Genomic DNA, 18,420 nt, shown 5'->3' on the forward strand with positions numbered 1-18,420 from the left:
GTCTGGCGCGGAACGCGGCACTGCCGGGCGCGAGACGCCCAGAGGGCACCGGAAACGGCCGCAAGTTGTATACGATTGGCCGTCAAATGACTGATCTGACACTGGGCGGCGCCCATCTCCCCCTTCGCGATCAAGTGACCGCGGAGATCCGCCGGCTCATCATCTCCGGCGAGCTCGCCCAGGGTGAACGCCTGGTCGAGGACCGGCTGGCCGCGCGGCTGGGCGTGTCGCGCAACCCGGTACGCGAGTCCATCCGGGTGCTCGCCGCCGAGGGGTTCGTGCTGGTCATCCCCCGGATCGGCGCCACCGTGGCGCGGCTGTCGCCGGCGGAGGCCGAGGAGCTCTTCGACGTGCGGATGGCCATCGAAGGGCTGGCGGCCCGGCTGGCGGCGCGCAAACGGACCCCGGAGACGGCCGCGCGGCTGCGCATGGTGCTCGACTCGGCCAAGGAGGCCGTCGAGGGCGGCCGGCTCGAACGCGTGGCCGACCTCAATACCGCCTTCCACCTGGCCGTGGGCGAGGTGGCGGGCAATTCGTACCTCAACCTGATGATGGCGCCGATGCTGCTGCGGGCGCAGTGGGTGTTCCGCCAGACCGCCGCCGCACGCGGACCGCATTCCTGGTCGGAGCACCTGAGCCTGTGCGAGGCCATCGCGGCGGGCGACGAGGACGAGGCCCAGGCCAGGGCGGTCGCGCACGTCGCCGCGGCCAGGCGGTCGTTTCTGGCCGCAGTACGCCCGGACAAGTTCCCTAACGATTAGAAAATGCTCATATAACAACAGGCTTGCCGAAACACTATTGAAATCCGAGATCTTGTATACAGTCTCCTAAAGTTCGCTCCCCCGGAGGCATCATGAGACCCAGGTTGGTCTTGACGCTCGCCGTACTCCCCATAGCTCTGGCCGCGTGCGGTGGAGGCGGTTCGAGCGGCACCCCCGTCGCCCCGTCGGTAGCCGACGCCACGGCCGACAACCGCGCGGTCAAGAGCGGCGGCACGCTGAACATCGCGCTCAACGCCGACCCCGACGCGCTCGACCCGAGCGTGTCCACCACGCTGGTGGGCCGCGAGGTGTTCGCGAGCATGTGCGAGAAGCTCTTCGACATCGACGCGCAGGCCACGCTGGTGCCGCAGCTGGCGGCCGCCCTGCCCACCGTCTCGGACGACGGCAAGGAGGTGACGATCAAGCTGCGCGCGGGGCTGAAGTTCAACGACGGCACCGCGTTCGACGCGGAGGCGGTCAAGAAGTCGCTGGACCGGCACCGTACCTGGGAGAAGTCGGCCCGCCAGGCCGACCTGGCCGCCGTGTCGAAGGTGAGCGTGGTCGATCCGGCCACCGTCAAGCTCACCCTGGCGCGCGCTTTCACGCCGCTGACGGCGCAGCTCGCCGACCGCGCCGGGATGATCATGTCGCCCAAGGCGCTGGAGACGGGCGGCGACAACTTCGGCGCGAGCCCCGTGTGCATCGGGCCGTTCAAGTTCGCCAGCCGCACCTCCGGCAGCCAGATCGTGCTGGACAAGGCGCCCGACTACTACGACGCCGCCAAGGTGAAGCTGGACAAGCTCGTATACAAAATCATCGTCGACCCGAACGTACGGGCCGCGAACCTGAAGTCCGGCGACGTCCAGGTGGCCGACCAGCTCGCCACCACCACGGTCAAGGGCGTGCAGGCCGACCCGAACCTCACCGTCGTGTCCGGCGGCGGGCTCGGCTACTACGGCCTCACGATCAACACCGGCAACGCCAACGGCTCCACCGAGAAGCCGGGCCCGGTCAACACCCCGCTGGCCAAGAGCCCGCAGCTACGCGAGGCGTTCGAGCTGGCGCTGGACCGCGACCAGATCAACAAGACCGTCTACAACGGCCTGTACGAGCCCGACTGCTTCCCGCTCCCCGCCGACAGCCCCTACCGCTCGCCCTCGCTGCAGTGCGCCAAGCGCGACCTGGCCAAGGCCAAGCAACTGGTGCAGGCCTCCGGTGTGCCCACGCCGATCCCGGTCACGATGACCACGCCCAACGACGCCACCAACCAGCGCCTGGCCCAGGTCATCCAGCAGATGACCAAGGAGGCGGGCTTCAACGTCACCGTGCAGACGGCCGAGTTCGTCAGCACGCTGGAGCAGGGCAAGGCCGGCAAGTTCGACACCGTGCTCAACGGCTGGTCGGGCCGGGTGGACCCGGACGGCAACCTGTCGAACCTGATCACCAGCCGCGGCAGCAACAACTACAGCGGCATGTCCGACCCCGGCATCGACGACCCGATCAAGGAGGCCGCGGCGGCCACGGAGCCGGCCAAGCGCGCCGAGCTGTACGCCAAGGCGCTGCAGCGGGCCGCCGAGGTGCGCGGGGTCGTGTACCTCTACCACAACAAGTACTACCTGGGCATGAACAAGACCGTCGCCGGTGTCCAGTACTTCAAGGATGGCCTGCCCCGCTTCGTCACCGCTGGGTTCGCCGGCTGATGGTCTGGTTCATCCTCCGCAGGGCGGGGTCGGCGGTGATCGTGCTGTTCCTGGCCAGCATCCTGATCTTCCTCGGGATCAGGGCGCTGCCCGGGGACCCGGCCGTGGTGATGGCGGGCGAGGAGGCCTCGCCCGCGGTGGTCGAGGCGATCCGGCACGAGTTCGGCCTGGACAAGCCGTTGCCGGCGCAATACGTCGACTACGTGGGCCAGACCCTGTCCGGCAACCTCGGCCGCTCCACCCAGGACCAGCTACCGGTGGCCGGCATCCTCGCCGAGCGGCTGCCGGTGACGCTGGAGCTGTCGGCTCTGGCGCTGCTGGTGGCGATCGTCGTGGGTGTGGGCGCGGGCATCGTGGCCGCGGTGAAGCGGGGCCGGCTGCCCGACTACGTGGCCACCGGCTTCGGCCTGGCCGGGCTGTCCGTGCCGCACTTCTGGCTGGGCCTGCTCAGCATCCTGCTGTTCGCGGTGACGCTGCGCTGGCTGCCCGCCTCCGGATACGTCCCGTTCACCCAGGACCCCGGCCAGAACCTCCAGCGCATGATCCTGCCCGCGCTGGTGCTCGGCACCGGGTTCGCGGCGATCCTGATGCGGCAGACGCGCTCGGCCATGCTGGGCGCGCTGTCGGCCGACTACGTGCGGACCGCCCGGTCCAAGGGCCTGTCGGAGACCAAGGTGGTGGGCGCGCACGCGCTGCGCAACAGCCTCACGACCGTGGTGACGGTCCTCGGCCTGCAACTCGGCGCGCTGATCAGCGGCGCGGTGGTGACGGAGCAGATCTTCGTCATCCCCGGTTTCGGCAAGCTGACCGTGGACGCGGTGCTCACCAGGAACTACCCCGTCATCCAGGCCGTGGTGCTGGTCACGGTGATCGGATACGTGCTGGTCAACCTGCTGGTCGACATCGCGTACGCCTTCCTCAATCCACGCATCCGGCTGTCGGGGGGCAGGCATGACTGACGTGTCGGCCGCACCGGTGACCACGGGCCGCGCCGATCGGCGCCGCAGGCTGTGGCGGCGCTTCAGGCGGCGCCCGATGCCGATGGCGGGGCTGGTGCTCGTCGCCGGGTTCCTGCTGCTGGCGCTGCTCGGGCCGGTGCTCACGGGCGATCCGTCGGCGCAGGACTACAACGCGACGCTCGCGCCGCCGTCGGGGACGCACCCGCTCGGCACCGACGACCTGGGCCGGGACGCCCTGGCCAGGATCGCGCACGGCGCGCAGGTCTCGCTCCAGGCCGGGGTGCTGTCGACGCTGCTGGCCATGGTGGTGGGCATCCCGATCGGGCTGGTCGCCGGGTTCTACCGGCGCTGGCTGGACCCGGTCGTGATGCGGCTGGTCGACGTGACGCTGGCCTTCCCGTTCCTGGTGTTCGCGGTGGGGCTGGCGGCGATCATCGGGCCCTCGCTGAAGGGCGTGGTGCTGGCGCTCGGCTTCTCCCAGTTGCCGGCGGTCGTCCGGATCACCCGCGGCGAGGTGCTGGCGATCAGGGAGATGGACTACGTGGCCGCGGCCATCGCCGACGGCGCCAGCGACCGTCACATCCTGCTCCGCTACGTGCTGCCGAACTGCTCCAGCCCGCTCATCGTGCAGGCCACGGTGGCGATCCCGGCGGCGATCATCGGCGAGTCGACCCTGTCGTTCCTGGGCCTGGGGGTCCAGCCGCCGACGCCGTCGTGGGGCGTGATGCTCACCACCGCCCAGCAGTACCTCGACGTCGCGCCGTGGCTGGCGATCTGGCCGGGGCTGATGATCGCGCTGGCCACGCTCGGCTTCAACCTGCTGGGCGACGGGCTGCGTGACGTTCTCGACCCGAGGAGTGGCCGATGAGCCTGCTCGAGATCACCGACCTGACCGTCGACTTCGACACCGAGGACGGCCTGGTGCAGGCGGTCAGGGGCATCTCGCTCGACCTGGGCGAGGGCGAGATCCTGGCGCTCTGCGGCGAGTCGGGCTGCGGCAAGTCGGTCACCGCGATGTCCGTGCCGAGGCTGCTGCCGCCGGACACGACCAGGCTGTCGGGCTCGGTCAAGCTCGACGGCCGCGAGCTGACCACGCTGCCCGAGTCGCGGATGCGGCAGATCAGGGGCAAGGACGTCTCGGTCGTCTTCCAGGAGCCGATGACCTCGCTCAACCCGTCGTTCACGGTCGGCTACCAGATCACCGAGGTGCTGCGCAGGCACGAGGGGCTCTCCCGCAAGGCCGCCGGGGCCCGCGCGGTGGAGCTGCTCGAACTGGTCGGCATCCCGCTGCCCGCCCGCCGGGTCAAGGAGTACCCGCACCAGCTCTCGGGCGGCATGCGCCAGCGGGTGATGATCGCGATCGCGGTGGCCTGCTCGCCGCGGGTGCTGATCGCCGACGAGCCCACGACCGCGCTGGACGTGACGATCCAGGCGGGCGTGCTCGACGTGTTCCGCGACCTGCGCGACCGGCTCGGCACCGCGGTCATCCTGATCACCCATGACCTGGGCGTGGTCGCCGACATCGCCGACCGGGCCGTGGTCATGTACGCGGGCCGGGCCGTGGAGCAGGCGCCCGTCGCGGAGCTGTTCGCCCGGCCGCGCCATCCGTACACCCTCGGCCTGATGAACGCCCTGCCGTCGGCCGCCGTGAACGGCCGGCTCGCCGAGATCCCCGGCATGGTGCCCTCGCCGCTGACGGATCCCGACGAATGCGCCTTCCAGGCGCGCTGCGGCCGCGCGCAGCCCGACTGCCGGCTGCGACGGCCCACGCTCGAGCCTCAACTGCTGGACGCTCATCTGGCGGCCTGCTTCCACCCGGGAGGGCAGTCGTGATCCTGGAGATCGACAATCTGGTCAAGCACTACGGCCAGGTCCGCGCCGTGGACGGCCTGTCGCTGAGCATCGGTGAGGGCGAGGTGCTCGGTCTCGTCGGCGAGTCGGGCAGCGGCAAGTCGACCGTGGGCAAGTGCGTGCTGCGGCTGACCGAGCCCACCTCGGGCGGCATCCGCCTCGACGGCCGCGACATCACCCACCTGTCGCGCCGGGCCATGCGCCCGCTGCGCAGGGATGTCCACATCGTCTTCCAGGACCCGTACTCCTCGCTCAACCCGCGCTTCACGATCGAGCAGATCGTCGGCGAGCCGCTGCTGCACCACGGGATCGCGAGCCGGCGCGCGGCGGGCGGGCGGGTCGCCGCCATGCTGGAGCAGGTCGGGCTCCGCCCCGAGATGCGCTCGCGCTTCCCGCACGAGCTGTCCGGCGGGCAGCGGCAGCGGGTAGGACTCGCCCGCGCGCTGATCCTCGCGCCCAAGCTGGTGGTGGCCGACGAGCCGGTGTCCGCGCTGGACGTGTCGGTGCAGGCCTCGGTGCTCAACCTGATCACCGATCTGCAGCGGGAGATGGGCTTCTCCTGCCTGTTCATCACCCATGACCTGTCGGTGGTGGAGTTCCTGGCCGACCGGATCGCGGTCATGTACCTGGGCAAGATCGTGGAGTCGGGGCCGACGGCCCAGATCTTCGCCGAACCCCGCCACCCCTACACGCAGGCGCTGCTGTCGGCGGCGCCGGTGGCCGACCCGGTCAGGCAGCGCGAGCGGCGCCGGATCGTGCTGGGCGGCGACGTGCCGAGCCCGGTCGATCCGCCGTCCGGCTGCCGCTTCCACACCCGGTGCCCGCTGGCGTACGACGCCTGCCGTACGAGCGAGCCCGCGCTGACAGACCCGCGTACGAGCGGCCACCCGGTCGCCTGCCACCTGGTCACGGCGGACCACGTGCCCGACGCGGCCGCCACCCGATGAGAGGACGCACCTTGTTCACCACCAGGCCCGAGCTGACCGGAGACTTCGGCATGGTGGCCAGCACGCACTGGCTGGCCTCCGCTACCGGCATGGGCGTACTCGAACGCGGCGGCAACGCCTTCGACGCGGCCGTCGCCGCCGGGTTCGTCCTTCAGGTGGCGGAGCCGCACCTGAACGGGCCCGGCGGCGAGGTGCCGATCCTGCTGTGGAGCCAGGAAGAGGAGCGGGTGTCGGTCGTGTGCGGGCAGGGCGTCGCCCCCGCCGCCGCCACGATCGACCGCTTCACCGGCCTCGGGCTCGACGTGGTGCCCGGCACCGGGCTGCTGGCGGCCACCGTGCCCGGGGCGTTCGGCGGCTGGATGGCCATGCTGGAGCGCTGGGGCACCTGGACGCTGGCCGACGTGCTCGAACCCGCCATCCACTACGCCACGCACGGCGTCCCGGTGCTCGACCGGATCGCCGCCACGGTCTCGTCGGTCGAGCGGCTCTTCCTCGAGGACTGGCCGACGTCGGCGGCGACCTGGCTGCCTCAGGGCAAGGTGCCGGGCGCCAAGCTGACCAATCCCGTGCTCGCCGCCACCTACCGCAGGCTCGTCGCCGAGGCGGGAGCGGCGTCGAGCACCCGCGAGGGGCAGATCGCGGCCGCCCGCGACGCCTGGTACCAGGGGTTCGTCGCCGAGGCGATCGCCGCGTTCAGCACCGGCACCGCCTGGCGCGACAGCTCGGGCGAGGCGCACAGCGGCCTGCTCACCGGCGACGACCTGGCGGGCTGGTCGGCGTCGGTCGAGGACCCGGTCACCTTCGACTACCACGGGCACACGGTGTGCAAGACCGGGCCGTGGGGGCAGGGGCCGGTCTTCCTGCAGCAGCTCGCCCTGCTGTCCGGGTTCGACCTGGACGGGATGGGGCAGCTCAGCGCCGACTACGTGCACACCGTGATCGAGAGCGCCAAGCTCGCCTTCGCCGACCGTGAAGCCTGGTACGGCGACACCGAGGTGCCGATGGCCGACCTGCTCGACGAGGAGTACAACACGAAGCGGCGCGCCCTCATCGGCGCCGAGGCCAGTGCGGAACTGCGACCGGGCGCGCCCGGTGGGCGCACGCCGCGGCTGCCCGCGTTCCCGGCCCCCGGCACGGTCAGCGCCGCGCCGGGCATCTCGGGCGTACGGTCCGGGGTGGGCGAGCCCACGGTCGGCTCCGACGGTTCCACCCGTGGCGACACCTGTCACGTGGACGTGGTGGACCGGCACGGCAACATGGTCTCCGCCACGCCGAGCGGCGGCTGGCTACAGAGCTCGCCGACCATTCCCGAGCTGGGCTTCTGCCTGGGCAGCCGGGCGCAGATGTTCTGGCTGCAGGAGGGGCTGCCCGCCTCGCTGCGGCCGGGGACGCGTCCGCGCACCACGCTGTCGCCGTCGTTCGCGCTGCGCGACGGCAAGCCGTGGCTGGCGTTCGGCACGCCCGGCGGCGACCAGCAGGACCAGTGGAGCGTGAACTTCTTCCTGTCCCTCGTCCACGGCGGGCTGAACCTGCAGGAGGCCGTCGACGCCCCCATGTTCCACTCCGAGCACTTCCCCAGCTCGTTCTACCCGCGCGGCTCACGGCCTGGCGTCATGCACGTCGAGGAGCGGGTGGACCCAGCGGTGGTCGCCGAGCTACGGCGGCGTGGCCACCGGGTGGAGGTCCAGGGACCCTGGACGCTCGGCAGGCTCAGCGCGGTCGCGCGTGACGGCGACTTCCTCAAGGCCGCCGCCAACCCGCGCGGGGCCCAGGGCTACGCGGCCGGCCGATGATCGAGCTCTCCGAGATCGCCTTCCTGGCGGGGGCGGGGCTGCTGGCCGGGGCGGTCAACGCCCTGGCCGGCGGCGGCACCCTCATCTCCTTCCCCGCGTTGCTGGCGCTCGGTTATCCGAGCATCACCGCCTCGGTGACGAACGCGGTGGCGCTGTGGCCCGGCTACCTGGGCGGCGTCCTGGGCTACCGGGCCGAGCTGCGCGGGCAGCGGCGCCGGGCCACGGTCCTGTCGGCCACCGCCGTGCTCGGCGCGATCGCGGGCAGCTCGCTGCTGCTGCTCACGCCGGGACGGCTGTTCGACTCGCTGGTGCCGTGGCTGGTGGCCTTCGCCAGCCTGGCGCTGCTGGTCCAGCCTTGGCTGCGTAAGCGCTTCGAGGGCGACGGGCGGCAGGGCACCAGCAGGCTGATCTACGTCGGGGTGTTTCTCGGCGGCTGTTACGGCGCCTACTTCAACGGCGGCATGGGGGTGCTGCTGCTGGCGGTGCTCGGGCTGTTCCTGCATGACAACCTGCATCGGGTCAACGCCGTGCGGGCCATGCTGTCGCTGGTGGTCAGCACGGTGTCGGTGGTGGCGTTCTCGCTGTTCGGGCCGGTGCGGTGGGAGGCGGTGGCGGTGGTCGCGCCGGCCAGCCTGGCGGGTGGCTTCCTCGGCACCCGCGTCGCCCGGCTGATGCCGCCCGCGGTGCTGCGCGGCGTCGTGGTCGTCTTCGGGCTGGGCGTCGCCACGCTGCTCGCCCTGCGCTGAACCGGTCAGGCGACCGTGGCCTCGATCAGGTCGTCCACGACCGCCGCCAGGTGCCCGGTGCGGTCGTGTGCCCTGCGCTGCCGTTCCGCTCCGGAACCCCTGCCGAGCAGCAGATCCAGCCCCTCCTCGACGAACGGCAGGTCACCCGCCTCGTCCGTGGCATCCCGTACGTGCTCCAGCAGGCGGCCCACCATCACCGGCGCCGACACCAGCACCCCCTCACGCACGTCGAGGCTGTCACCGCGCAGGCCGTCGCGGGCGGCGCGCCAGTAGGCGGCCCGCATGACCTCCGACGGGATCGGCAGCCCGCGGTCACCGCGCGCCACGTCGGCCAGCGCGGTCACGACCAGGCCGCGGATCAGCCCGATGATGGTGAGGCTGTCGCTGACGTCCAGCGGCACGTCGGCGACGCGCACCTCGACGGTCGGCAGCGTGGGAGACGGCCGCGCGTCCCAGTACACCGTCTTCGGGTCCATCAGCGCGCCCGACTGCGACAGCGCCCGCAGCGCCAGCTCGTAGGCGGCGAACGACGGGAAGTAGGGCGGGGCGCCCGAGACCGGCCAGCGACCCCAGCTGATCACCCGCCAGGACGCGTAGCCGGTGTCGCGGCCGACGAAGAACGGCGAGTTCGCGGCCAGCGCGATCAACGTGGGCAGCCACGGACGCAGGTGGTTGCCGACGTAGACGGCGTGTTCCTCGTCGGGCACGTCCACATGCACGTGCAGGGCGCAGATGGTGAGCTCGTCCTGCAGCGCCCGGTAGAGCACCCGGCTCTGCTCGTAGCGGATGTCGTCGGTGAGCGGGCTCGGCACGACGTCACCGAGGACGGGGAGGCCGCTGGCGACCACGGCCAGGCCGCACGAGCGGGCCGCCTGGGCCACCTCCTTGCGCGCGGCCCGCAGCCGCGTGCCTAACTCGCCGAGGTCGGCCGAAGGGGCGGTACGGGCCTCGACCTGGAAACGAGTGATCTCGTGAACGACGTCTAGGACGTCCGTCGCGGCGGCCAACACCTCTGCCGCCCGGGGAGCCACGTGGCGCGACCAGGGATCGACGATGAGGTACTCCTCCTCGATCCCGATAAGAGGAGTCACACCCCTTTTATGCCCATTTTTCCGCTAGGCAAAGCGGTGTGGGCCATAGACCGCGTACGGCCTTCCCTCGGCGAGCGCCCAATACCGGTCGCCGAAGGACCAGTGCCACCACTCCGTCGGGTAGTTGACCAGGCCGACCGGCTCCAGGGCGGCGGCGAGGATCTTGCGATGGACGCGGGCGTCGACCGAGATGTTCGTGGCGTCCGTGTAGCAGCCGCCGTCGCTCTCCTCCGGGTTGTCGTCGACCTGGGTACCCATGTCGTACTCCGTGCCGTCGGGCGCGCACAGCGTCAGGTCGACGGCGGCGCCGGCCGTGTGCGGGGCCACGTCCACCGGCGACACATACCGACTTGCCGCGATATGTGCCTCGTCGGGCGACATTTCGGGGAAAGCGGCGCGCAGCCCGTCGCGGTACTCCTCGAAGATCCGGAGCTGCGTGTCGATCGGCCGGTAACCCTCGACGATCAGCAGGTGGAAGCCGTCGGGCAGCCGCCGCTCGGCCCGCTCCAGCCGGGCCAGCAACCCGGAGCGCAGGTGCGCGTAGGCACCGCTCCGGTCGGCCATCCGCTCGTCCACGCGCAGGCGGCCGCGTACGTCCACCAGCTCCTCGCCGTTGTCGCGCACCGGGATAGCGGCGACGCGGGGATCAGAGATCAGCACGATGTCGCTCGTCTGCTGCCACATGGGCAGAAATTCTCACACAGTGTCGGAGAAAACCTGATCTCGGGCCTGCTCCAGAGCCGCGACCAGCGCGCCGCGCAGCACCGGGTTGCCCGCCACCCCGGTCGTGACGACCTTGGGCCGGGTCGGGCAGACCCGGGCGACGGCCTCCTCGACCTTGGCGGCCAGACGTTCGCCGCCGGCCCGGCCGATGTCGCCGCTGAGCACGATCAGCCCGGGGTCGAGCACGACCGTCACCGCCGCGGCCCCCACCGCCAGGCGGGCGGCCACCTCGTCCAGGTAGCCGTCGCAGCCGTTGCGTACCTGGTCGGGGACCGTGCCGCCGAGCACGCCGTGCGCGGTGGCGAGCCCGCTCAGCGCCGGGTGCCCCACCAGCCGCTGGAACGAGCCCGACGTCGGCTGCGACACGTCGGCGGGCAGCGGCTCGCCCGGCACGGGCAGCCAGCCGATCTCGCCCGCGGTCCCGGTGATGCCCCGGTGCAGCCGCCCGCCGAGCATGACGCCGAGCCCCTGGCCGACCCCCGCCCAGATGACCACGAAGTCGTCGTGCCCGATGGCGGCGCCGTAGCGGTGCTCGGCCAGCGCGACCAGGTTCACGTCGTTCTCGATGATCACCGGGACGCCCAGCGTCTGGCGCAGGCTGGCCAGCACGCCGACGTGCCAGGCCGGCAGGTCGCAGGAGAAGCGCACGTCGCCGCTGCCCGGATCGACCACGCCCCTGGTGCCGATCACGAAAGCGCGCAGTTGCGACAGGCTGACGCGGGCCGAGGCGCAGGCCCGCTGGACCGCTGAGTGCACGGACTTGACCGGATCTCCGTCCGCCGGGTTGACGGTCACCTCGACCACGATCTGGCCTGTGATGTCCGCCACACCCACGGTGAGGCTGTCGGGCAGCACTTCGAGCCCGGCCACGTACGCGCTGGACGGGTTGACCGCGTACAGGGCCGCGTGCGGACCCCTGCCTCCCGCCCGCTCCCCCGCCACCCGCACGAGCCCCCGCTCCTCCAGGCGGGCGAGTAGCTGACCTGCGGTTACCTTAGACAGTCCGGTCCGCTCCCCCAGCTCCGCGCGGGTCAGCGGCCCGCCCTCCAGGAGGAGTTCGAGTGCCGTGCGGTCGTTCAACCGGCGGAGCAGCCGAGGGGTCCCGGGGTTTCGGCTCATCGACACGCTCCCTCTCGTCACGAATGGCTAACAGGCGTTTTTTTTAAGAAAGTTTCTTGTTAGTTTATCAGCAGTCGTTCGGACATTGACGATCAGCCTGGTGCGGACCGCAAGCGAGCACCCGGGAAGGGAGAACCCTGTGAGGATCGCGCAGATCACCGCCACTACGGTCACCACGGCCGCTCTGGCCCTGGGCCTGGCCGCCTGTGGTTCCGGCGAGACGCCTTCGGCCTCGCCGAGCGCGGCGGCCTCCGCCCCCGCGTCCGGCCCCAAGTACGCGGGCAAGGAGCTGACCTTCTGGCGCCTGGGCGACAGCAACCCGGCCGCGCAGAAGTACACCGATGAACTGGTGGCCGCCTTCGAGCAGCAGACCGGCGCCAAGGTCAAGGTCGAGTGGATCCCGTGGCCGCAGGTGAACGACAAGTTCACCGCCGCGGCGGCCGGTGGCACCGGTCCCGATGTCACCGAGATCGGCAACGACCAGGTGCCGCTCTGGCAGAGCCAGGAGGCCCTCGAGCCCGTCACCGACATCGTCGGCTCGGGCGACCAGACGCAGATCCCGAAGAACCTGATGGGCCTGGAGACGATCGACGGCGAGACGTACGCCGTGCCGTGGGGCGGCGGCAGCCGCGCGGTGCTGTACCGCGCCGACTGGTTCAAGGAGCTCAAGATCGACGTCCCGAAGACCTGGGACGACCTGATCGCCGCGGCCAAGAAGATCCAGACCAAGAAGGGCAAGGACGTCGACGGGTTCGCCTTCAACGGCGGCTCCGACGCCAACCACCTGCTGGGCGCCCTCGCCTGGACCGCCGGCGGCGAGTACGCCGTCAAGGAGGGCGACAAGTGGGTCGGCAAGCTGACCGACCCCGCCTTCAAGGCCGGCTTCGCCCAGTACACCGGCCTGGTCACCGACGGCCTGTCGAGCAAGTCGCGGCTCACCCAGAACACCACGGACATCCGCACCCGCTTCGCCAACAACAAGGTGGGCATGTACCTCACCGCGTCGTGGGACCTGCCGGGCATCGACGAGGACAGCAAGGGCAAGCTCAAGGGTGACAAGCTGGCCTTCTTCCCGCTCCCGTCCAAGGACGGCGGCGAGGCGCAGTCCTTCCTCGGCGGCAACGACATCGCCGTCTGGGGCTCCGCCAAGGAGAAGGACGCGGCCAAGGAGTTCGTGAAGCTGGCCTCCGGCAAGGAGTGGGGCGACAAGTACGCCAAGGACGGCGGCCTGCTCCCCGTCTACCCCGACGCCCTGGCCGCGCTGTCCAGCGACCCCGCCCAGGCGCCGTTCGCCGCCGCCTTCGCCAAGGCCAAGGCCTTCCCGGCCAGCCCGCACTGGACCGAGGCCAACGAGACCAAGGCGGTGCTGCAGAACGCGGCCCGCACCGTCATCGAGGGCAAGTCGTCGGCCGACGACGCGCTGGCCAAGGCCAACAAGGAACTCGAAGACATCCTCAACGCCACCTCCTAGCCTTATGACGAACATCTCGACGCTCGCCCGGGGTGACGGCCAGTCCGCCACCCCGCGCCGGCCGAACTCTCACCGCCCGGCCCGGGCCAGCGGGCTGCCCGCCTGGTCGGTGCCGTACGTACTGCTGATCCCCGGCCTGCTGGTGATCGGGGCGCTGCTGCTCTACCCGCTGTTCCAGGTCGGGGTCATCGCCTTCCAGAAGGTGGGCCTGGTCCAGATCAGCGGCAAGAAGCCGGCCACCTGGGTGGGCTGGGAGAACTTCACCCGCATCTTCGCCAACGACATCTTCTGGTCCTCACTCCGCAACACGCTCCTCTTCGCCGTCATCGCGGTGTCGCTGACGCTGATCGTCGGAACGGCCGTGGGCACCCTGCTCAACAAGCTCGGCCGGAAGATGTCCACGTTCGTGGTGGTCGGCATCATGTTCGCCTGGGCCGTGCCTCCGGTGGCGCAGGGCATCATCTGGCGGTGGCTGTTCGACGCCGAGGCGGGCGTCATCAACTGGGCGCTGAACATGCTGCCCGACTGGCTGTCGAACCTGCTCTTCGGCCGGGCCGACTGGACCGGCGAGCCCTGGCTGAACGACGCGTGGTCCATCTACATGGTGCTGATCATCTGCGTCGTCTGGGCGAGCTTCCCGTTCGTGGCCGTCTCGGTGCTGGCGGGGCTCAAGGGCATCCCGGCGGAGTTGTACGAGGCCGCGAGAGTGGACGGGTCGTCGGCCTGGCGCACGTTCAGGAAGATCACCTTCCCGCTGCTCAAGCCGGTCTTCGCGGTGCTGACCGTACTGTCGATCATCTGGGACTTCAAGGTCTTCTCCCAGCTGTACGTGCTCATGGGCGGACCGTCGAACCGTGAGGCGTTCAACCTGTCGATCTACTCCTACGCCGAAGCGTTCCGCCCGCCGCCCAAGATGGGGTCCGGCGCGGCGATCGCCCTGGTGCTGACCGTGATCCTGCTGGCCATCACCGCGGTGTACGTCAGGCAGCTCGTCAAGCAGGAGGACATGTGACCCCGCTCGCGCGCAAGCGGCTCGGTAAGATCGCGCTGAACGCGGCCGGACTCCTGGTGTTCCTGTTCGCGATCTTCCCGGTGTACTGGATGGCCTCGACCTCGTTCAAGGCCAACGACCAGATCTTCACCACCGACTTCATCCCGTTCCCCACCCATTTCACCTTCGAGCACGTCGACCGGGTGCTGAGCGAGGGGGTGGCCGGGCACTCGATCTGGCTCTACATGCGCAACAGCGCGATCGTGGCAATCGGCACGGTGCTCATCGGGGCGGTGTTCTCGCTGCTCGCGGCGACCGCGGTGGCCCGCTTCCGGTTCAAGGGGCGCAACACGTTCCTGATCCTGCTGCTCATCGTGCAGATGATCCCGTCGGAGGCGCTGCTCATCCCGCTGTTCCTGAGCGTCAAGCGGCTGGGCCTGTACGACCAGCTCGCCGGTCTGATCGTGGTGAACGTGGGTCTCACGCTGCCGTTCGGCATCTGGATGCTGCGTACGTTCGTCGCCGCCGTGCCCAAGTCGCTGGAGGAGGCGGCCTGGATCGACGGCGCCGGGCGGTTGACCACGTTCTGGAAGGTGCTCTTCCCCCTGGTCGCGCCCGGTCTGGTGGCCACCAGCATCTTCTCGTTCATCACCGCGTGGAACGAGCTGATCTTCGCACTGGTCCTGATGAACAGCTCGGCCGGCTACACGATGCCCGTCGCCCTGCAGTACTTCTTCGGGCAGAAGGGCACCGACTGGGGCGCCATCATGGCCAGCTCCACGATGATGACCATCCCGGTCGTCGTCTTCTTCCTGCTGGTTCAGCGCCGCATGGTCTCCGGCCTGGTGGCCGGGGCCGTGAAGGGCTGACGACCACGGATCTCGTACGGCTCGCGTAGGCGCGTGCCGTCCTGACCGTGCCCAACTTTTCTGTGATGAGGAGCCATGAGTCAGAGTGATCGGGGGCTGCGCCGCCTCGCGGCCGGCACGCTGCTCGTCGCCTTCCAGGGCACCACCGCGCCCGACTGGGTGCTGCGCGAGCTCGAGAACGGCCTGGGAGGTGTCACCTTCTTCGGCTTCAACGTCGCTGACCCTGACCGGTTGCGGTCGCTGACCGCCTCCCTCCGCGCGGCCGGCGAGCCGGTCATCTCGCTGGATGAGGAGGGCGGCGACGTGACCCGCCTGGCCTACCACGTCGGCAGCCCGTACCCGGGCAACGCGGCGCTGGGCGCGGTGGACGACGCCGAGCTGACGCACCGGGTCTACCGGGCGATCGGCTCGGAGCTGGCCGCCTGCGGCATCAACCTGGACATGGCGCCCGACGCCGACGTCAACACCGAGGCCGACAACCCGGTTATCGGCACCAGGTCGTTCGGCGACGACCCCGCGCTGGTGGCCAGGCACACGGTGGCCGCCGTTCAGGGCCTGCAGTCGGTGAACGTGGCCGCCTGCGTCAAGCACTTCCCCGGCCACGGCGCCACCCGGGTCGACTCGCACCTGGCCATACCCGTCGTGGACGTCACGCTCGACGTGCTGCGCGCTCGCGAGCTGGTGCCGTTCCGGGCGGCGATCGGCGCGGGGACCAAGTCGATCATGACCGCGCACGTGGCCGTGCCCTCCCTGACCGGCCGGACGCCGGCCACGCTGTCGCCCGCCGCGCTGACCGAGCTGCTCAGGGGCGAGCTCGGGTACGACGGCGCGGTCATCACCGACGCGATGGACATGCACGCGATCACCAAGAGCGTCGGGCTGGCCGGTGGCGCCGTGCTCTCGCTGGCCGCGGGCTCGGACCTGATCTGCCTCGGGCCGCTGCCCACCTACGACGACGTGCGGCACATCATCGACGAGATCGTCGCCGCCGTACGGGATGGGCGGCTGCCCGCGGCCCGGCTGGAGGAGGCGGCGGCCAGGCTGGCGGCGCTGCGCGCGTGGTTCGGCTCGGCCGCTTCGCCCTCGGTCGAGCAGAACGGGGTCGGCCTGCACGCCGCCAGGCGCGCGGTGCGGCTCACGGGCGCGATGGAGCCGCTGGTCGAGCCGCTGGTGATCGAGGTGGACACCCCGCCGACGATCGCCGTCGGCGACGTGCCCTGGGGCGTGGGGCCGTGGCTGCCCCAGGCCGAGATCATCCGGGTGAAGCCCGCGGACGCGGACGTGCCGGTGCTGCTGGCCAAGGCCACGGACCGGTCGCTGGTCGTGGTGGTCAAGGACGCGCACCGCAACGAGGCCAGCCGCGAGCTGGTCTCGGCCCTGGTGACGGCCCGGCCCGACACGACGGTGATCGAGATGGGGCTGCCGATCTGGCGGCCCGACAGCGCCGCCTACATCGCGACGTACGGCGCGGCCCGGGCGAACGCCCAGGCGGCCATCGAGCTGCTCACGGCTTGAGGAGTGCCTCGCGGGCCTGGTCCAGGGCCGCGAGGACGGCGCCGCGCAGCACCGGGTTCTTGTCCGTGATCGTGGTGGTGACGACCTGGGGGCGGACCGGGCAGATGCGGGCCACGGCCTCCTCCACCCGGGTGGTGAGCGCGGTGCCGCCGGCCTGGCCCACCTCGCCCGCCAGCACGACCAGGCCGGGGTCGAGGATCACGCAGACCGCGGCCACGCCGAGCGCGAGCCGGTGCGCGACCTCGTCGAGCAACGGCTCGCCCTCGGCTCCGGCCGCCACGGCGAGCTTCACGCACTGCCCGGCGCTCTCGGCCGCGAACCCGTAGCCCCTCGCGAGCTCGCACACGGCCTCGGCGCTGACGAGCGACTGCAGACCGCCCGCGAGCGAGGGCAGCCGGCCCGGCTCGGTGCGGATGTCCTCGGGCAGCGGCACGCCGGGCACCGGCAGATAGCCGATCTCACCCGCGCTGCCCGCACGCCCCCGGTGCAGCTTGCCGCCGAGCATCACCGCGAGACCGAGGCCACGGCTGGACCAGAGCAGCACGAAGTCGTCGAGCCCCTGGGCGGCGCCGTCGGCACGTTCGGCGATCGCGGCCAGGTTGACGTCGTTCTCGATCGTCACCTCGCGTTTGAGGTCACCGGCCAGTGCCTCGTGGATGCCCTCGTGCCAGCCGGGCAGGTCGAACGAGAAGCGCACGTCGCCGCTGCGCGGATCGACCACGCCGGGGGTGCCGATGACCACGCCGCGCAGCCGGCCGATGCTGATCTTGGCGCTGCGGCAGGCCTTCATGATGGCGCCGTGCACCACCGAGACCGGGTCGTCGAGATCGGCAGGATCGACCGTGACCTCGGCGATCGTCTGGCCGTGGATGTCGGCGACGGCCGCGGAGATCAGCTCGGGCCCCACTTCGAGCCCGGCCACGTACGCGCTGGAGGGGATCACGGAGTAGAGCGCCGCGTTGGGGCCGCGCCCGCCGGCCTGCGTGCCGACGACCTCGACCAGCCCGCGCTCCTCCAGCCTGGACAGCGTCTGGGAGGCGGTGACCTTGGACAACCCGGTCCGATCGCCGATCTGTCCCCGCGTCATCGGACCGGTGGCCAGCAACAACTCCAACGCGGCCCGGTCGTTGATCTCCCTGAGCAGTCTGGGCACACCAGGGCGTCGCTCCACGCTGAATCCCACCGTCAAATCGAAAAGGTTGTTGGAAGTTTAGCGCCCTGGACCTTGCTTATCACCGCAGGTGAACCCGAGGATGCCTCACGACAGCGCCGGTCGGGCGGAGTGATCACGTACTGAAACGGTAAAGGACTGTCTGTGGTGTCCGCGCAGGCACCGCGCCTGCCGCGCTCGGATGACCTGCCCATTCTGGCGACCTTGCGCATAACCACTGTTGACCAGGAGGGATAATCAACTACATGCGCCTTTCCGCTCGTGTCGACTACGCCCTCCGTGCTGCCGCCGAACTCGCCGCGGCCGGCGCCGGCCCGACCACCGTGGGCGAGCTCGCCAAAGAGCAGGACATGCCCCCCAAATACCTAGAGAACATTCTGCTGCAGATGCGCCGCGCCGGTCTCGTCCGTGGTCAGCGCGGCCCGGAAGGCGGCTACGTCCTGGCCAGGGCCGCCGCCGAGATCTCACTCGCCGACGTCATCAGAGCCGTGGACGGGCCCCTGGCGAACGTCCGCGGCGAGCGTCCCGAGCACGTGGGCTACCGGGGACCGGCGGAGTCGCTGCAGCAGGTGTGGATCGCCCTGCGGGCCACCGAACGCGCCATCCTCGAGGAGGTCACGCTGGACCAGGTGGCCAGCGGCGCGCTCCCCGACCGCGTCCGCCAGCTCGCCGCCGACCCCGCCGCCTGGGACTGACCCGACGCGCGACGCGCC

At 70.8% G+C, this 18,420-nt stretch carries 17 protein-coding genes; 13 read left to right on the plus strand and 4 right to left on the minus strand.

Annotation, left to right across the window (positions count from 1 at the left end; translation table 11 throughout):
- Positions 1-86 precede the first annotated feature (86 nt).
- From KLK06_RS27545 to KLK06_RS27575, 8 genes are all read left to right on the plus strand, one after another.
- A complete protein-coding gene (locus KLK06_RS27545; RefSeq protein ID WP_214638513.1) occupies positions 87-761 on the plus strand; it encodes a GntR family transcriptional regulator in 675 nt (224 codons plus the stop codon).
- Positions 762-853: 92 nt separating this feature from the next.
- On the plus strand, positions 854-2,461 hold the full coding sequence (locus KLK06_RS27550; protein WP_214638514.1) for an ABC transporter substrate-binding protein: 1,608 nt from the start codon (positions 854-856) through the stop codon (positions 2,459-2,461).
- Positions 2,461-3,420 (plus strand): ABC transporter permease, encoded by a 960-nt coding sequence (locus tag KLK06_RS27555; RefSeq protein WP_214638515.1) that lies wholly within the window; start codon positions 2,461-2,463, stop codon positions 3,418-3,420. Before KLK06_RS27550 ends, KLK06_RS27555 begins: the two co-directional genes overlap by 1 nt.
- Positions 3,413-4,288 carry an ABC transporter permease gene (locus KLK06_RS27560; RefSeq protein WP_214638516.1) on the plus strand — a complete coding sequence of 292 codons (876 nt, stop codon included), beginning with the start codon at positions 3,413-3,415 and terminating at the stop codon, positions 4,286-4,288. The genes KLK06_RS27555 and KLK06_RS27560 overlap by 8 nt, the downstream gene beginning before the upstream one ends.
- Positions 4,285-5,253: an ABC transporter ATP-binding protein gene (locus KLK06_RS62490; RefSeq protein WP_308168465.1), complete on the plus strand. Its 969-nt coding sequence runs from the start codon at positions 4,285-4,287 to the stop codon at positions 5,251-5,253. The genes KLK06_RS27560 and KLK06_RS62490 overlap by 4 nt, the downstream gene beginning before the upstream one ends.
- Positions 5,250-6,218: an oligopeptide/dipeptide ABC transporter ATP-binding protein gene (locus KLK06_RS62495; RefSeq protein ID WP_308168466.1), complete on the plus strand. Its 969-nt coding sequence runs from the start codon at positions 5,250-5,252 to the stop codon at positions 6,216-6,218. Before KLK06_RS62490 ends, KLK06_RS62495 begins: the two co-directional genes overlap by 4 nt.
- Positions 6,215-8,011: a gamma-glutamyltransferase family protein gene (locus KLK06_RS27570; RefSeq protein WP_214638517.1), complete on the plus strand. Its 1,797-nt coding sequence runs from the start codon at positions 6,215-6,217 to the stop codon at positions 8,009-8,011. The genes KLK06_RS62495 and KLK06_RS27570 overlap by 4 nt, the downstream gene beginning before the upstream one ends.
- A complete protein-coding gene (locus tag KLK06_RS27575) occupies positions 8,008-8,757 on the plus strand; it encodes a sulfite exporter TauE/SafE family protein (protein WP_214638518.1) in 750 nt (249 codons plus the stop codon). Before KLK06_RS27570 ends, KLK06_RS27575 begins: the two co-directional genes overlap by 4 nt.
- A gap of 5 nt (positions 8,758-8,762) precedes the next feature.
- Here KLK06_RS27575 and KLK06_RS27580 read toward each other — a convergent pair whose 3' ends face one another.
- Genes KLK06_RS27580 through KLK06_RS27590 form a run of 3 tightly spaced genes read right to left on the minus strand, consistent with a single transcriptional unit; the run spans position 8,763 to position 11,690 of the window.
- Entirely contained in the window at positions 8,763-9,848 is a 1,086-nt protein-coding gene (locus KLK06_RS27580; protein ID WP_214638519.1) for a glutamate--cysteine ligase, read from the minus strand.
- A gap of 24 nt (positions 9,849-9,872) precedes the next feature.
- Positions 9,873-10,532, minus strand: a complete 660-nt coding sequence (locus KLK06_RS27585) for a M15 family metallopeptidase (protein ID WP_214638520.1) — start codon at positions 10,530-10,532, stop codon at positions 9,873-9,875.
- A gap of 12 nt (positions 10,533-10,544) precedes the next feature.
- Positions 10,545-11,690, minus strand: coding sequence for an ROK family transcriptional regulator (locus KLK06_RS27590; RefSeq protein ID WP_214638521.1), 1,146 nt, complete (start codon positions 11,688-11,690; stop codon positions 10,545-10,547).
- A gap of 139 nt (positions 11,691-11,829) precedes the next feature.
- Between KLK06_RS27590 and KLK06_RS27595 the strand changes: the two genes are divergently transcribed.
- From KLK06_RS27595 to KLK06_RS27610, 4 genes are all read left to right on the plus strand, one after another.
- Positions 11,830-13,161, plus strand: coding sequence for an extracellular solute-binding protein (locus KLK06_RS27595; protein ID WP_214638522.1), 1,332 nt, complete (start codon positions 11,830-11,832; stop codon positions 13,159-13,161).
- A 4-nt stretch (positions 13,162-13,165) separates the two neighbouring features.
- A complete protein-coding gene (locus KLK06_RS27600; RefSeq protein WP_214638523.1) occupies positions 13,166-14,173 on the plus strand; it encodes a carbohydrate ABC transporter permease in 1,008 nt (335 codons plus the stop codon).
- Positions 14,170-15,021 (plus strand): carbohydrate ABC transporter permease, encoded by an 852-nt coding sequence (locus KLK06_RS27605; RefSeq protein ID WP_214638524.1) that lies wholly within the window; start codon positions 14,170-14,172, stop codon positions 15,019-15,021. Before KLK06_RS27600 ends, KLK06_RS27605 begins: the two co-directional genes overlap by 4 nt.
- A gap of 75 nt (positions 15,022-15,096) precedes the next feature.
- The gene (locus KLK06_RS27610; protein WP_214638525.1) at positions 15,097-16,536 is read left to right on the plus strand and encodes a glycoside hydrolase family 3 protein; all 1,440 of its coding nucleotides are present in this window, start codon (positions 15,097-15,099) and stop codon (positions 16,534-16,536) included.
- On the opposite strand, the gene KLK06_RS27615 is transcribed toward KLK06_RS27610, so the two are convergent.
- A complete protein-coding gene (locus KLK06_RS27615; RefSeq protein WP_214638526.1) occupies positions 16,526-17,707 on the minus strand; it encodes an ROK family transcriptional regulator in 1,182 nt (393 codons plus the stop codon). The two genes, KLK06_RS27610 and KLK06_RS27615, sit on opposite strands and share 11 nt — an antisense overlap.
- Positions 17,708-17,952: 245 nt before the next feature.
- On the opposite strand from KLK06_RS27615, the gene KLK06_RS27620 reads away from it, so the two are divergent.
- On the plus strand, positions 17,953-18,402 hold the full coding sequence (locus tag KLK06_RS27620; RefSeq protein WP_214638527.1) for an Rrf2 family transcriptional regulator: 450 nt from the start codon (positions 17,953-17,955) through the stop codon (positions 18,400-18,402).
- Positions 18,403-18,420: the final 18 nt, after the last annotated feature.

Source organism: Nonomuraea sp. NEAU-A123 (assembly GCF_018603905.1).
Classification (GTDB): Bacteria; Actinomycetota; Actinomycetes; order Streptosporangiales; family Streptosporangiaceae; genus Nonomuraea.